Annotated in this window: 10 protein-coding genes; 6 read left to right on the forward strand and 4 right to left on the reverse strand. The window is 45.3% G+C overall.

The window, feature by feature from the left end; genetic code table 11:
* Window positions 1-56 precede the first annotated feature (56 nt).
* From HL061_RS00510 to katG, 3 genes are all read right to left on the reverse strand, one after another.
* A complete protein-coding gene (locus HL061_RS00510) occupies window positions 57-2,615 on the reverse strand; it encodes a membrane-bound PQQ-dependent dehydrogenase, glucose/quinate/shikimate family (RefSeq protein WP_252962381.1) in 2,559 nt (852 codons plus the stop codon).
* Between the two features lie 203 nt (window positions 2,616-2,818).
* Window positions 2,819-3,748 (reverse strand): LysR substrate-binding domain-containing protein, encoded by a 930-nt coding sequence (locus HL061_RS00515; protein WP_240365009.1) that lies wholly within the window; start codon window positions 3,746-3,748, stop codon window positions 2,819-2,821.
* Window positions 3,749-4,078: 330 nt separating this feature from the next.
* A complete protein-coding gene (gene katG / locus HL061_RS00520; RefSeq protein ID WP_252962427.1) occupies window positions 4,079-6,271 on the reverse strand; it encodes a catalase/peroxidase HPI in 2,193 nt (730 codons plus the stop codon).
* 765 nt (window positions 6,272-7,036) lie between these two features.
* On the opposite strand from katG, the gene HL061_RS00525 reads away from it, so the two are divergent.
* From HL061_RS00525 to HL061_RS00545, 5 genes are all read left to right on the forward strand, one after another.
* The gene (locus HL061_RS00525; RefSeq protein ID WP_252962382.1) at window positions 7,037-8,662 is read left to right on the forward strand and encodes an MFS transporter; all 1,626 of its coding nucleotides are present in this window, start codon (window positions 7,037-7,039) and stop codon (window positions 8,660-8,662) included.
* A gap of 48 nt (window positions 8,663-8,710) precedes the next feature.
* Window positions 8,711-9,583, forward strand: coding sequence for a peptide chain release factor N(5)-glutamine methyltransferase (gene prmC / locus HL061_RS00530; RefSeq protein ID WP_240365007.1), 873 nt, complete (start codon window positions 8,711-8,713; stop codon window positions 9,581-9,583).
* Between the two features lie 45 nt (window positions 9,584-9,628).
* On the forward strand, window positions 9,629-10,420 hold the full coding sequence (locus tag HL061_RS00535; protein ID WP_252962383.1) for a HesA/MoeB/ThiF family protein: 792 nt from the start codon (window positions 9,629-9,631) through the stop codon (window positions 10,418-10,420).
* Window positions 10,421-10,501: 81 nt separating this feature from the next.
* Entirely contained in the window at window positions 10,502-11,845 is a 1,344-nt protein-coding gene (locus HL061_RS00540) for an AarF/ABC1/UbiB kinase family protein (protein ID WP_071001438.1), read from the forward strand.
* Window positions 11,846-11,971: 126 nt separating this feature from the next.
* The gene (locus HL061_RS00545) at window positions 11,972-13,228 is read left to right on the forward strand and encodes a YbfB/YjiJ family MFS transporter (protein WP_240365006.1); all 1,257 of its coding nucleotides are present in this window, start codon (window positions 11,972-11,974) and stop codon (window positions 13,226-13,228) included.
* A 22-nt stretch (window positions 13,229-13,250) separates the two neighbouring features.
* On the opposite strand, the gene HL061_RS00550 is transcribed toward HL061_RS00545, so the two are convergent.
* Window positions 13,251-13,739, reverse strand: coding sequence for an Lrp/AsnC family transcriptional regulator (locus HL061_RS00550; protein ID WP_223332881.1), 489 nt, complete (start codon window positions 13,737-13,739; stop codon window positions 13,251-13,253).
* A gap of 221 nt (window positions 13,740-13,960) precedes the next feature.
* Here HL061_RS00550 and leuA point away from each other — a divergent pair, with 221 nt between their 5' ends.
* Window positions 13,961-15,745 (forward strand): 2-isopropylmalate synthase, encoded by a 1,785-nt coding sequence (gene leuA, locus HL061_RS00555; RefSeq protein WP_252962384.1) that lies wholly within the window; start codon window positions 13,961-13,963, stop codon window positions 15,743-15,745.
* Window positions 15,746-15,948 lie beyond the last annotated feature (203 nt).

Raw genomic sequence — 15,948 nt, forward strand, 5'->3', positions numbered from 1 at the left:
TAAGTTACCTGCTTTTTTGAAATGACATTATGTAAATGGTAAGTTTTTTAAATCACTTATTTGGCTTGATCGCCAAGCTTATAAGCGACCACATAATCACCAATCTTCGTACCTACTGAACCATGTCCACCAGCTACCAATACCACCATCTGCTCACCTTTGGAGTTCAAGTAGGTCATAGGTGTAGCTTGACCACCTGCTGGAATACGTACATTCCATAGGACATCGCCATTTTTCAAATCATAAGCACGGAAGTTGTTTTCTGTTGCTGCTGACAAGAATGCGACGCCACCTTTAGTGATGATAGGGCCGCCAATACCAGGTACCCCCAATTCAAACTTGATTGGAATAGGAGATAAGTCCTGTACAGTACCGTTTTTGCGCTGATACGCAATCTCGCCTGTGGCCAGATCAGCACCTGCGATCGTACCCCATGGTGGCTGCTGACAAGGTACACCAAGTGGTGATAAGAATGGTCCCATTTCTACCGCATAGTCTGCGCCTTCATTGGCATTCACACCTTGTTCACCTTTATTGGTCTCAACATCGCCAAGTGTGTCTTTAGGGATGAGTTTTGAGGTAAAGGCAAGGTAAGTTGGCATACCGAACATCACGCCATTTTCAGGATCGACAGCGAGACCGCCCCAGTTAAAGGTACCAAAGTTACCAGGATAGACTAACGTACCGTTGGTTGATGGCGGCGTATAGCGACCGTCGTAGTTGAGTTTGTTGAACTCAATACGGCACATCATCTGATCGATGAGACTTGCGCCCCACATATCTTTTTCAGTCAGTTTCTCAGGCGCAAAGCTCAGACCAGAGTAAGGCTGTGTAGGCGATGCATGTTCACCAGCAATGAGGTAGCCTTGCGGTGCATCACGTTCTTTGATAGGTACAATAGGCTCGCCTGTGGCACGGTTCAAGACATAAACATCGCCTTGTTTGGTCGGTATAACCAATGCAGGCTGGACACCATCAGCGGTATTTAAGTCAAGCAATGTTGGCTGAGCAGGCGTATCCATATCCCAAAGATCATGATGGACAAACTGCTGTACCCAGCGCGCTTCACCAGTTTTCAGATCTAGTGCAACCACAGAGGTTGCATACTTTTCTTCAGCAGCATTACGATAGCTACCGAGCTGATCGGGCGTGCGATTGCCCATTGGGAAGTAGGCCAAGCCAAGCTCTTCATCAGCACTGGCAGTCGACCATGAGTTTGGCGAGCTGGTGCGATAGACTTGAGTTGGATCATTGACATCAAAAGGGGCTGTGTTGTCAGGATCGCCTGAATCCCAGTTCCACATAAGCTCGCCAGTATTCACGTCATAAGCACGGATCACACCAGAGGGTGAGTTTACATCGTAGTTGTCGTTAACAGCACCAGCGACAATAATAACGCCGCCTGCAACCACTGGGGCAGACGTTGAGTAGTAGTAGCCTGCTTGCTGGAACGGCATGTTGTGCATGAGGTCTAATGCACCATCTTCACCAAAGTCTTGACAGCGTTGTCCTGTTTTTGGATCGAGGGCATATAGCTTGGCATCAGAAGTTGGGATAAAGATCTTGGCATCGCATTGCTTGGAAGGATTTTCAAAGGTATTTCCAGCAATTTTTTGCACCAATGTATCGCCAGTCGCAGCCGGTTTATTAGCCGCTACTACGTTATTATCAGTGGTGTCACTGACGGCGCTATTGCTAGCTGTCTCGGTATTAGCATTAGCTGCTGGCGTAGTGCTGTTTGTACCAGCTTGACCAGCGTAATAAGAGACACCGCGGCAAGTTTGATGCTGACGTTGGAGGTTTTCGCCAACCTTAGGATCGAACTTCCATAGAGTCTCACCAGAGTCGGCATCTAATGCTAGCACCCAGTTATGCGGCGTACACATATAAAGAGCGTTGCCGATCTTTAGTGGGGTTGCTTGATAAGTGGTTTCACCAACGTCATTAGGACCTTTGATATCGCCTGTTTGGATTTGCCAAGCGAGTTCTAAATCTTTGACATTATCAGTGTTGATCTGAGCCAGAGGAGAGTAGCGTTGTCCATAATCAGTACGGCCATAGGCGCTCCATTCGCCATCTGGTGTTTGCTCACCAGTGGATAATGGGTCGCCAAGGTTGGTAGAAGTGGCATTTTGATCGCCGTCATCTTTGGCAGTTAAATCGAGCTCGCCCAATTTGTCGGTGGCATTATTGGCCATACTACCAAAAGAGAGCAGTGCGCCCACAACCACACTGGCCATTAGTCCCCAATAATAAAGAGGACTTTTCTTAGTGTTGTTTGTGGTTGTTACTTGAGCGTGTTTCCCGTGCATCTTCTTAGAGACCCACGGTAAAAGCATTAATAAACCAAATATTAGTGGGAAACCCAAGCGAGTTGCCAGCGCCCACCAATAAAATCCAGATTCCCAAAGCGACCATACTAGTGTCACAACGATAAATATCGCGTACACCCCGTAAGCGCTCCAATGTTTTTTGAACAACAAAAAAGCGGTCGCAAGCATCGCTGCGCCAGCAAAAAGATAGTAAGGACTACCGCCTAAAGAGAGCAGATAAGCGCCGCCAATAAGCAAAGGGGCGGCAAAAACTGCCATAATGATCGCTACGAGTTTTTCCATGAGCGGTATCACCTGTTACATAGAAGCAAATGGACATGCAGTGATCGACACCCAGTACAATTAAATGTCTAGGCGTCCAGCAATACATGCAGAAATAAAAACGAAATAAAACGTTGAATAACGTTCTAGACTGTATTTTATCACTTATGCATAAGCTCGGTAAAGGTGGGGTAAGGTAAGACCAGCGATTTAGACCCTTTGTTTTAGTTGTCGAATTGCTTCTGACACAGCTCCATAAAGGCACGACCATACTGGCGGATTTCCGCATCATCACGCACCGCCATCCAACTGGTAAAGCGTCCGAAGTGATCGACTGGTATGGCAGTTAGGTTCTGATAATGACTCGGTTCAAATGCCATCTCGGCAATAATACCAATGCCTAAGCCAAGTCCTACATAGGTACTAATGACGTCGGCATCAAGCGCGGCGATTACGATATCTGGCTCTAGACCTGCTGCTTCAAAGGTTTTATCAATCGCGCCGCGTCCAGTAAAGCCGCCGTGATAGGTCACAATAGGATAGCTGGCAAGGGTTGGCAAATCGATAGAGTCTTGCTTGGCAAGCTCGTGATCGCTTGGCACGATGACACGATGCGTCCAGTCGTAATAGCGGTAGCATCTGAGATAGTTATTGTGAAGTAGGGACTCCGTTGCGATGCCGATATCAGCCTGACCACGAATCACCATCTGCGCGATGGTCTCAGGATCGGCTTGTTGCAAGATCAAATTGACTTTGGGAAAGCGCTCTTTGAATTCTTTAACCACCTTCGGCAGCACATAGCGTGCCTGCGTGTGGGTCGTCGCAATGGTCAATGTGCCGATATTAGGATTATTAAAATCAAGGCTTAGATTTTCAATGGTACGAATCTCGGCAAAGATGGACTCGATATGTGGCATAAGCGCCGTACCCATGGTGGTCAGCCCTGTCAGCCGCTTTCCTTGACGAATAAATACTTCGGTCTTCAGTTGGTTTTCAAGTGCCGCGATATGCTTTGACAAGCTCGATTGACTGGTATGTAGCACAGTCGCTGCTTGACTTAAGTTATAGCCATTAATCACCGTATGCCATACTGTTTCCAACTGTTTGAGCTGAATTTGCAAATGTCGCTGATTGACCACTACATCGATTGCCATCACTGAATCCTATTGTGTAACAATACAAACCTTACCTATATCTGAAAGATTTGTATATGAAAGTAAAAACTTACAAATGTGCCATAAGAGCGTAGTGTAAAACAAAGCTATTATTCTTGTATATAATAAATAGCTATCAATTTATAATAATTATGAATATAGGAGTAGGGTTTTTAATATTAGTTATAAGTATCTATTTTATCAACGCAAAACAACCAAAATAGTACTAGCTATTGTGTTAGACACAAACATAAAAACAGCTGCCTTCTAAAAGACAGCTGCTCATCATCTATATGCTCATCTATGACCAATCAGTTTGGCGAACCAGACTTATTTGGCGATATCGTAACGATCCGCATTCATGACTTTGCTCCAAGCGCTAACGAAATCACGAACGAATTTCTCTAAGTTATCGTCCTGCGCATATAGCTCAGCATAAGCACGCAAGATAGAGTTTGAGCCAAATACTAAATCCACACGGCTGGCTTGCCATTTGGTATTACCGGTACTACGCTCACGTATTTCGTAACTATTGACCGTGTTGCTTGGCTCGTCACCTGTTTTCACGGGATGCCACGTGTAGTTCATGTCAGTCAAGTTGACAAAGAAGTCATTGGTCAAGACCCCAACACGGTCAGTGAAGACGCCTTGTTGGCTCTGTCCATGGTTGGTATCAAGGACGCGCATACCGCCAATCAATACCACCATCTCAGGCGCTGTCAATCCCATTAGCTGCGTGCGATCGAGCAGCATCTCTTCAGGAGAGACCGCATAGTCTTCTTTGACCCAGTTGCGATAGCCGTCATGCAAAGGCTCTAAGTCTGCAAAAGATTCGGTATCGGTCATTGCCGCTTCTGCATCACCGCGACCTGCGGTAAATGGTACCGTAACCTCTATGCCTGCATCATTCGCTGCCTGCTCAATAGCAGTATTACCAGCAAGCACAATCAAATCGGCCAAGCTCACGTCTTTATCAAAGTCAGACTGAATGCGGGTTAACGCCTCAAGAACACGTTGCAGCTGCTCTGGCTCATTGCCTGCCCAGTCCTTTTGCGGGGCTAAGCGGATACGTGCGCCATTTGCACCGCCGCGATAGTCTGATGCGCGGAATGTACGTGCGCTGTCCCATGCGGTAATGATTAATTCACGGCGGCTCAAATCACTGTCCAATATTTGCGATTTCAGCGCTGCAATATCATCAGCATTCAAGTCTGCATTGCCTGCTGGAATAGGATCCTGCCAGATAAAGTCTTCGCTCGGTACATCTGCCCCTAAGTAACGAGATTTAGGCCCTAGGTCACGGTGAGTTAGCTTGAACCATGCTTTGGCAAACACCTCATCAAAATACGCTGGGTCGTTATGGAATTTCTCTGAAATCTCGCGATAAACAGGATCTTTGATCAATGCCATGTCAGCATCAGTCATGATCGGATTACGGCGGACACTTGGATCATGAGCATCTAATGGACGATCTTCTTCTTTAATATCTGTGGGCTCCCACTGCCATGCACCTGCTGGACTTTTGGTTAATGCCCAATTGTGGTTCAATAATAATTCAAAATAGCCATGATCCCACTGAGTTGGATTGGTTGTCCACGCGCCTTCAATACCACTTGAAACAGTATCACCTGCATTGCCATTACCTTTAGGATTGCGCCAGCCTAGACCTTGCTCTTTGACGTCTGCCGCTTCTGGCTCGTCTTCTAGTGTGGTCGCATCGCCATTACCGTGACACTTACCAACGGTATGACCACCCGCGGTCAAGGCAACCGTTTCTTCATCATTCATTGACATACGCGCAAACGTCGTACGCATATCTTGAGCGGTTTTCAACGGGTCAGGGTTACCGTCAACGCCCTCAGGGTTGACATAGATTAAGCCCATTTGTACCGCTGCTAGTGGGTTTTCGAGGGATGCACGGTCTTTATCGCTATCGTAACGGTTTTCGGTCGGTGCCAGCCATTCGCGTTCAGAACCCCAGTAGATGTCTTTTTCTGGATGCCAAATATCAGCACGACCACCAGCAAAGCCTAGCGTTTTAAAGCCCATAGACTCGTAAGCCATGTTGCCTGCCAAAATCATCAAATCAGCCCATGACAGTTTGTTGCCGTACTTTTTCTTGATGGGCCATAGTAGGCGGCGCGCTTTGTCTAGGTTGGCGTTGTCCGGCCAGCTATTTAGTGGCGCAAAGCGTTGATTACCAGTATTAGAACCGCCGCGACCATCGGCACCGCGATATGTACCCGCTGAATGCCACGCCATACGAATCATCAAGCCACCATAATGACCCCAATCTGCTGGCCACCACTCTTGTGATTCAGTCATGAGGTTTTTCAAATCGGTTTTGACCGCTTCTAAATCAAGTCGTTTAAAAGCTTCAGCATAATCAAAGTCTGCTCCCATTGGGTCAGTCTTTTTGTCTTGCTGATGCAATATGTCTAGGTTCAAGCTATTCGGCCACCAGTCAGTCGCAGCAGAGGCGGTGGTAGTATGCGCTTGATGCATGACGGGACAGCCGCCCATGCTAGGACGCTGCGGTGCGTGTGTTTGATCAACGTTTTCACTATGAATCGTCGGTCCCTTATCATCACCTTGATCATAAGTTGTATTGGTTGCGGTGTCGCTGTTACCTTGGTGGTTTATCGGGCAACCAGCGGTATCTTGCGTGGTGTTTTTGTCGGTTGGGGTGTTGGTTGAATCGGACATGGCAAAACTCCTGGGCTATGATAATAGAAAGAACAAACCGTCAATTAAGATAATCATTGTTGATATAGAGAGCATAACGAAGTACTGTTTATTTATAAAACTAATATATAAAAATTATATGTTTTAAATTATTAATCATTAATTCTTGGTGTAGTACCTCATCCAGCTTGCTATTAACGCCATTGCTTTATCACGAGGAGAGATAGTGATGAGCCAAGCAAACTGATACTGATGCTATCTCTATCTACATATTGCCGATAAATGAAAGCGTTGTTAGACATCTTTGATGAGAGTAAGTAGTAAGAAAACTAAGGACTGGTTTAACCATAGTGAAAGGTTGCTATAATCTTCGTTACTGCAGCGAAATATAAGCCGTTATGAAAGTGCCAGAATCAATGAGTTAATGCAAAAACATCTAGTCAAGGTAGCGGTTCTCAAGTACCATAACTGAATTTTGTTGTAATGATCATATTGGTGCAACGTAGAGCAATTTTTATCGATCTTTTTATGGATAACTGATTCTAAAGATTGATAAAAATTGTGCGCAGTTGTGTTATTTGTCTCAATTGTTGGTGAGTTATTATGTCTGCTGTCAAATCTGTACCACCTAAACCTCCCATCGCCAAAAAATCATGGGGCGAGGCGGCGAAAGCCTATCTTGATCGGCGTGCTATGATCATGCTGTTTTTGGGTTTTGCGGCTGGTATTCCTATTTTGCTTATTTTCTCCAGCTTGTCGTTATGGCTGCGTGAGGCGGGATTTGATCGCAGTGTAGTGACGACCTTTAGTTGGGCGGCATTGGGATATTCGTTCAAGTTCATTTGGGCGCCCCTAGTAGATGCGGTGCCGCTACCGATATTGACTAGATTACTGGGCCGCCGTCGTAGCTGGATTTTGATTGCACAGCTCTTAATTATTTTGGCGATTTATATGATGGCCAGCATCAATCCGACCGATGAGAGCAGTTTGCACTATATGGCCATGGCAGCCGTGCTATTAGGCTTTTCATCCGCCACGCAAGATATTGTGGTCGATGCCTATCGTATTGAGCTTGCCCCTGCGAGTTTTCAGTCAGTATTGTCGGCAATGTATACCGCAGGCTACCGTTTAGGGATGATTTTTGCAGGCGCAGGTGCGCTCTATTTGGCAGATTATTTCGGTTCGACTGAAGAGTTTTATAGTTACGAAGCGTGGCGCAATACTTATTGGATCATGGCAGCAGTGATGGGCGTAGGTGTGGTGACCACGCTGATAATTCGGGAGCCTGTGAGCGAGCAGATACGTATTGATCGTCCCGCCTCTGACTATGCCCGTTTGGTATTGGTATTTGTATTGTCGGTCGCCGCTTTTATCATCGCTTTTGTCAATGTTGGTGCGTTACTGCCAGAGACAGACAGTGTGATGTTTGCTTTTTTACTTGAAGTTGTCCATCTGTTAACCAGCTTACTGGTGGCATCAGTTGTGGGTTACTTATCTGTCAAAGTGGGCGTGGTCAAACAAGAAATGGCTTATACCACTTGGGTCGAACCAGTCGTTGATTTTTTCCGTCGTTATGGCAAAAAAGCATTATTGCTACTGGCCTTGATTGGTTTATACCGGATTTCTGATATCGTCGCAGGGGTCATCTCGAACGTCTTTTATCAAGACATGGGGTTCAGTAAGACAGACATTGCCAATGCTGTGAAACTGGTTGGTGTCATCATGGTTATTGCAGGTGGCTTTTTGGGTGGTATTTTGGCTCAAAAACTGCGTATGATGCAGGCGATGATGGTCGGTGCCATCTTGGCTTGTGTGACGAATTTATTATTTGTCCTGCTCACTTACCATCCTGGTAGCTTGCCGCATATGTACGTGGCAGTGATTTTTGATAATCTAGCGGCAGGCCTTGCCAGCGCTGTATTCATTGCGTTCTTGTCTGCCTTGACCTCGATTCGTTTTACCGCGGTACAGTATGCTATTTTCTCCTCATTAATGACGTTGCTACCTAAGGTGATGGGTGGCTACTCTGGGGCTATCGTTGACAATATGGGCTATCCATTTTTCTTTATTTTCACCTTTGCGATTGGTATGCCAATTTTGATCTTAATCTACTTGGTCGATAAACACATTGTGATTGGTGATAATGATGACATATATGGTGATGACAAACTAGCGAAAGCAAATCCAAACCTGACCGATACCAATGAGCCACCGCGCGCTTCAGAGTAGCATTGGCAGTACTTTTATCTTTATTTACGATATCTTTAAGAGTGACTTATGACCGCATTGACCATTCGTCAAATAAAGCAGCAAATTGGTCAACTGATGAATGGTGAGACAAATCGTCAGATACCGTCGTTTTGGCCAACGGATTGGCTGCTATATGTTATTGATAAACCTTCACTATTTTTGATTACTGACGAAGATTATCAGCTGACAGAAAGTGAGCAAAGGCGGTTTTATACTGGTATGGTTAAGATGCAAGAAGGGACGCCGCTCGCTTATTTGACGGGTCAACAAGCATTTTGGTCGCTGAATTTTGTGGTCAATGAGCATACTTTGATTCCCAGACCCGATACCGAGGTATTGGTCGAGCAAGTATTGAATTGGATTAATGCTCAGCCAGTATCTAATCCTCATAAGCGCTTACTTGACTTGGGTACAGGCTCAGGTTGTATTGCTATCAGTTTGGCTCATGAATTAAAAAAAGACAATTGGCAAGTGGTCGCCGTTGATTTGTCGCTTGAGGCGCTCGATATTGCTCGGCATAATGCGGATTTTAATGGTGTCACTAATATTGAATTTATCCAAAGCAGTTGGTATCAAGCGCTATCTACTGATGACGAATGTCGGTTTGATGTGATTGTCTCAAATCCGCCTTATATTGATGAGGCAGACGAGCATTTGGCAGGTCTAACCGCTGAACCGATCAGCGCGCTGAGTGCACCCAATCATGGTTTGGCTGATATTGAGCATATTGTCCAGCAGGCACCGTCTTATTTGTGCAAAAAAGGACTGCTGGCTATCGAGCATGGCCATGACCAAGGGGTTGCGGTTCGACGGTTATTTTTGGAGAATGGTTTTGAGTCAGTACACACGGTACAAGATTACGGTGGTAATGATCGTGTCACAGTAGGGCAATATCCATAAATAGGCTTTATGGATAGACATTTTTAATTATAGGTTGCAAAAAATATGGCAGACGATTTGGCACAGCTATCAGATGATGAGCTGCTCCGTTATGCACGGCAAATACTACTCGACGGTTGGGATATGGATGCTCAGCTGCGATTAAAGTCAGCACGCGTGGTAATAATAGGCGCAGGCGGCCTTGGTTGTCCAGCGTCTGAGACACTAGTGCGTGCAGGGGTTGGTTATGTGCATCTGATTGACGATGATGCGATCGAGGCAAGCAATCTGCAACGGCAAACGCTGTTTTTGCCAGAAGATATCGGTCAGTCCAAAGCGCTGACAGCAGCGGCTATGCTGGCGCGCATCAACCCTTTGATAGAAGCTTACGGCACCGTAGCGCGGTTAGATGAAGACAATGCTTATGAGTTGCTCGATCTAGCCTCTGGTAAGCCAGACTTATTACTAGACTGTACGGATAATTTTGCGACTCGTGACGTCATCAATCGCATTAGCGTCCATTATCGGATTCCATTATTATCTGCCTCGGCAATTGCGATGCAAGGGCAGCTGGCGCTGTTTGAGCCACCTCTAGACACAGGTTGCTATCATTGCGTGTTTGGCGCGCTTGTGCATGATGAGGTTGCCGATGAGCGTACCTGTGCCAATTCAGGTGTGCTTGCGAGTACCACTGCGGTTATGGGTAACCTACAAGCCAATACCGCCTTGCAGTATCTGGGGTTAACCAAAAATCCACTGACAAATAAACTGCTTATATGGGATGGTAGGCAGATGCAGCAGCGGCTGATGGGTTACAGAAAAGATCCAGAATGCCCAGTCTGTAGTAGCCCTGATTGAATACTATGTCTTTGATATATTTTTAGTCTATTTTCGAAATTATCTATTTTCAAATCCTTTCTATTACCATAGTTGTTTTTTATGAAAATTCATCGTCCGCATTTGTTAAAGCATACCTTTAATGTCGTCAACCGTGTTCGCCAAACCGCGAGTGTGGCAGGTCTGTCTGCGCTAAGAGTGGCAAAAGGGGAGAAACCTGATGCAATGCTACTCAAAGAAACCTTTGAGCAGTTAGGCACGACTTATATCAAAATCGGTCAGTTTATCGCTAGTACACCCTCGCTGTTTCCACGTGATTATGTCACCGCTTTCCAGAGCTGCTTGGATCAAACCACGCCATTATCTTATGCTTATATCGAGCAGGTGCTAAAAGAAGAGCTGGCGACTGATGGTATGAGCCTTGATGATAAGTTTGCGCATATTGACTCAGAGCCGCTAGCCTCTGCCTCTATCGCTCAGGTTCATGCTGCCCGTCTGCATAATGGTGATGAAGTGGTGCTAAAGGTACAAAAGCCTGGCGTCGAGACGATTATGCAGACCGATTTGGGCGTATTGCATGGCGTGACCAAGCTGCTTGAAATAGTGATGCCATCGATGAAGTTCGCAAGTATCGCGCCAATTATCGATGAGATTCGCCTGCGTATGCTTGCCGAGACGGATTTTATCGCTGAAGCACAAAACATCCGCGATTTTCAGCAGTTCTTAGCCGTCTCAGGTAATACTCGGGTAGTGGCACCAACAGTGTATGACGATCTGACCACCAAGCGTGTATTGACGATGAGCCGCCTATATGGGGTTTCTATGGTTGATGAGTCGCTCATGCGTCAGTATTGCAGCGATCCTGCGCAAATCATGGCAGATACATTAAACACCTGGTTTGCCAGTCTTATGCTGTGCAATAGTTTTCATGCTGACCTGCATGCGGGTAACTTGATGCTATTAACCGATGGACGTATTGGTTTCTTAGACTTTGGTATTGTCGGTAAATTAAAAGCCGAGAGCTGGCGTGCGTGCATGGGTATGATGCAAGCGATGCAAGACAGTGACTATCAAGCGATGGCACGTTATATGATTGACATGGAAATGACGCATGGTGGCAATAAAGTTGATGTGGTTGCCTTAGGTAACGATCTAGAGCGCATGATGATAACGATCATGGCAGAAGATAAGACCTTTACCAGCGGTGTGCCTTTTAACAGTAAAGAGCAAGCTGACGAGCTCAATAAAATGATGCTTGAGATTGTCGAAGTTGGCAAACGTCATGGTATCCATTTTCCACGCGACTTTGCTTTATTGACCAAGCAGATGTTATATTTTGATCGGTTTATGCGTACGCTAGCCCCTGACATGGATATGTTTAGCGATCAGCGTGTACAAATGCTAGGACAGGATACGATAGGGACAACCACGTTAGATGTATTGTAGGGTTTGTTTTTATTTTATGATGTCCCAATAGCTCTAATAACTGTTTGACTCCTACTTATTTTACTATTGCTTTTAATTATCTAACACAAAGGATTGTGTGCTAATTGCCACAAAAATGGCGCTGTCATGATGACTGCTATTAAAAGCCGTGTCGCTCCTACCATCACCAATGAAGCGGCCATTGCCTGTATCGGTATGTACTGTTTGGCAGTTGTCATGGGCTATGGACGCTTTCTCTTTACCGCCACTCTACCTGATATTATGGTGCAATTGTCACTATCAACGACGATTGCTGGCTGGCTAGCATCAATCAACTATATCGGTTATTTTATCGGTGCCCTCATTGCTATGTTTGTGCCTCAGCGTGCGACATGGCAGGCGATGACGCTTTGGGCAATAATCAGTGTTGTCACAACAATGCTACTCGTTATACCAAATATGTCGCTCACGTTATGGTATATCATTCGCCTAATCGCAGGCATTGCAAGCGGGGTAGCGATGATATTGAGCTCATCGTTTGTGATTCAAAACCTGAGCCCCGAACGCCGTTCTGTACTCTCGGCCGTACATTATGCAGGCATTGGCGTTGGTATTAGTGCTTCTGCCATTGTGACGTGGTGGCTTCTAACATTGGGCTATCACTTTGATGTGATTTGGCTGGTTGCAGGCTGTACCAGTTTACCGCTGATATGGCTCCTCTACGCAATAAAACCCAAACCAGTAAATAGTTTGGAGTCACAGTTGACCGATTTGAAACAGCACGTCTCAGTGCATCAGAGCTATTTGAACTTCAAACGCTCTTTATATGAAGCGATTTCTGGACACTATAAAGCGCTTGCTTTACTTTTTATGAGTTATATATTGGCAGGATTTGGCTATATCAGCTCAGCAACTTTCCTGCCTGTTATGGCAGCGCAGCGCTTAACGACACAGACCTATGCTGGATTGATGATTTGGTTGGTGGTTGGTGTTTTTGCGATGCTATCAAACCCGTTATGGGGCGCGCTTGCCAAACGCATCGGTGAGGTAAAAACCCTCATGGGTCTCACGGTATTACAAGCGTTTGGCATGTGTTTACCTATATGGTTTGATGGTGCGCTTGGATTATACGGCAATGCTATTATTCTAGGGTTGACCTTCGTCGGTATGGTATCGATGACCCTCACATTGTTTAAAAATATCAATCCTGCTTATTCTAATTTACTGATTGCATTGGCGACGCTCGCCTATGCGCTAGGGCAGTTCTTGGGACCTTTGGTGACGGTAGCATTGGCAGGAGAGGAGGGCAATTTCAATGCAGGGTTACTGGTCGCTGCTATTGGATTGATGATTGGACTGATTTTGATAATAATGTTTCGTAGAAAGTCACCAACGCTCGCTTAGCATTTTTAACGCCATGAGCGCTCTATACGACGCTACGGCTGAATACCTCGCGCAGCTCAAAACTGGTATGTACTTGAGCAACGCCTTCAATACGATTGAGGCGATGCAATAAAAACTCCTCATAATGTGCCATATCACGCACTCTGACTTTAATCAGATAGTCTTCTGTACGTCCTGTAACAATGCTACAGCTGACAACTTCATCAAAACTCTGAACGCTACGCTCAAATTGCTCAAAACGCTCAGCCGTATGACGATCCATACTGACGGCGATAAACACGGCGAGCGGATAGCCCAGTTTTTGCGCATCGGTTTTGGTATGGTAGCCTGTAATGATATTAGCGTCTTCTAAGCGTTTAATACGGCGGGCACAAGGGGTGGCAGAGAGATTGACACGCTCAGCAAGCTCCGTGATACTCATACGTGCCTGCGTCTGTAACAAGCGCAATAATTGCTTATCGATGTCATCTATATCTATTGTGCCCATACTTCCAAAATGACTTTCTGGCATTTTTAGTACCTTGATAGTGAATTTAGTTGATTGTAACTACTAAATTGGGTTTTTTCACTAAAATCATAGAAAATAAAGTAAAAAATAGCAGGTTTCTATTCGCTAAACTTTGCTATTATTATGGTGTAACTACTCGTTATCTCGTATGATAAATACAATTCTAAACAACAGCTAATCATCTAGCTAAACATACAAATAACCATATCATCTAAGGATTGATTATGTCTGACCAAACCACGCCTACGGTAGTCGCAAAGACTGCAAAGATTACACCGAAAAATGCCGCTTTTGACTTCCGTAAATACCGTCCATTTGCCTTTGCGCCATCGCTGCCAGATCGTACGTGGCCGAGCAAAACAATTGAGAAGTCGCCGATATGGGCAAGTGTGGATCTGCGTGATGGTAACCAAGCACTGATTGATCCAATGACCATTGAACAAAAAATGCGCTTTTTTAAGACCTTAGTAGAGGTGGGTTTTAAAGAGATTGAGATTGGTTTTCCATCAGCGGCGCAGGTTGAATTTGACTTTACCCGTAAACTTATCGAAGAAAACCATGTGCCTGATGATGTGACGCTACAAGTATTGGTACAGGCGCGCGAGCATTTGATCGCCCGTACTTTTGAATCGCTAAAAGGCGTCAAACGCGCCGTCGTCCATGTCTACAACTCAACCAGCCGTGTGCAACGCGAAAAAGTCTACGCCAAAAACAAAGACGAAATTAAAGAAATTGCTATCACTGGCGCCAAATTATTGAAAGAGTATGCGGCCAAATACCCTGAGACTGAGTGGGTGTTTCAGTACTCGCCAGAGAGCTTTAGTCAAACAGAGACTGAGTACGCAGTAGAGGTTTGTGATGCGGTTTGTGATGTGTGGCAGCCACAACAAGGCCAAGAGGTGATTTTTAACTTGCCAGCGACTGTTGAAGCCTCTATGCCGAATGTCTTTGCGGATCAAGTAGAGTATTTCTGCCGCAATCTTCCTCAGCGTGAGCATGTCATTATTAGTCTTCATACTCATAATGACCGTGGCTGTGCTGTAGCCGCGGCCGAATTGGGTGTTTTGGCAGGTGCAGATCGTATCGAGGGCACGTTGCTTGGTAATGGCGAGCGTACAGGTAACATGGACATTATGGTCATGGCCATGAACTTGTTTAGCCAAGGTATCGATCCCGAGCTTGATTTTAGCAACATGAGTGAAATCGTACAGGTTGTGAGCGAGTGCAATAACTTACCGCTACACCCGCGCCATCCTTATGTGGGTGAATTGGTCTTTACCGCCTTTAGCGGCTCACATCAAGATGCCATTAAGAAGTCACTCGACTACAATGAAAATCATCAGAGCGAAACGGACAACGTGTGGGATGTGGCATATTTGCCAATTGATCCTGCGCACATTGGTCGTAGCTATCAAGATGTAGTACGTATCAATAGTCAGTCGGGCAAAGGTGGTGTTGCGTATATCTTGCAGCGTAATTATGGCTTTAACCTACCACGTTGGATGCAGATTGACTTTAGCCGTGTGGTACAAAAGCAAGCGGAAGCGGTTGCCCGTGAATTACAAAATGATGAAATTTTACAAACCTTTGAGGATACCTACTTGCAGCAAGGTAAGTTTGAGTTACTAGATTATAGTGTCAGTAACAAAGGCGGTGAGGTGTATTTCAGCGGCCAAGTCCAGATGAATAACGACACCATTGATATCGATGGTACGGGTAATGGTCCATTATCATCGTTTATCGACGGTCTTGCACAGCATACGGGTAAATCATTGCATATTATTAACTATGCAGAGCATGCCATTAACCCGCATCATAATAGTGGTAACGGTATCGATGATGATACCAATAGTGATAATAAAACGAATGCAAATGCCGCCGCTTATATTCAGCTGAATGTAGATGGCGAAGTGTACTCTGGCATCGGTACATGTAGTAGCACGGTCTCAGCCATGCTAAAAGGGGCGTTATCAGCCTTTGCTCAAGCATTGAGTGTAGCAGCTGCTTAGTATTAGATAACTATATCGTAATACTTTACTGGTCTTGATTTCATAAATATATAACACCGTAGCTCTTTGTACTCAACAAGCAAAGCTACGGTGTCATTTTTTTATGAGTAGAAAGCGACTAGATTATCGGGCATTATCTTACTTCAACGTCACTACTGACTAAGGTTTTGCTTATCGTTTGGATTAAGGTATTTTGCCCAATA

It is taken from the genome of Psychrobacter sp. PSP (assembly GCF_024085615.1).
Lineage (GTDB): Bacteria > Pseudomonadota > Gammaproteobacteria > Pseudomonadales > Moraxellaceae > Psychrobacter > Psychrobacter pacificensis.

Bases quoted from the DNA above. Each gene is read 5' to 3' on its own strand.
- HL061_RS00550 (WP_223332881.1), bottom strand. From the start codon at position 13,739: ATGCCAGAAAGTCATTTTGGAAGTATGGGCACAATAGATATAGATGAC.
- leuA (WP_252962384.1), top strand. From the start codon at position 13,961: ATGTCTGACCAAACCACGCCTACGGTAGTCGCAAAGACTGCAAAGATT.
- HL061_RS00510 (WP_252962381.1), bottom strand. From the start codon at position 2,615: ATGGAAAAACTCGTAGCGATCATTATGGCAGTTTTTGCCGCCCCTTTG.
- HL061_RS00515 (WP_240365009.1), bottom strand. From the start codon at position 3,748: ATGGCAATCGATGTAGTGGTCAATCAGCGACATTTGCAAATTCAGCTC.
- prmC (WP_240365007.1), top strand. From the start codon at position 8,711: ATGACCGCATTGACCATTCGTCAAATAAAGCAGCAAATTGGTCAACTG.
- katG (WP_252962427.1), bottom strand. From the start codon at position 6,271: ATGGGCGGCTGTCCCGTCATGCATCAAGCGCATACTACCACCGCCTCT.
- HL061_RS00545 (WP_240365006.1), top strand. From the start codon at position 11,972: ATGATGACTGCTATTAAAAGCCGTGTCGCTCCTACCATCACCAATGAA.
- HL061_RS00525 (WP_252962382.1), top strand. From the start codon at position 7,037: ATGTCTGCTGTCAAATCTGTACCACCTAAACCTCCCATCGCCAAAAAA.
- HL061_RS00535 (WP_252962383.1), top strand. From the start codon at position 9,629: ATGGCAGACGATTTGGCACAGCTATCAGATGATGAGCTGCTCCGTTAT.
- HL061_RS00540 (WP_071001438.1), top strand. From the start codon at position 10,502: ATGAAAATTCATCGTCCGCATTTGTTAAAGCATACCTTTAATGTCGTC.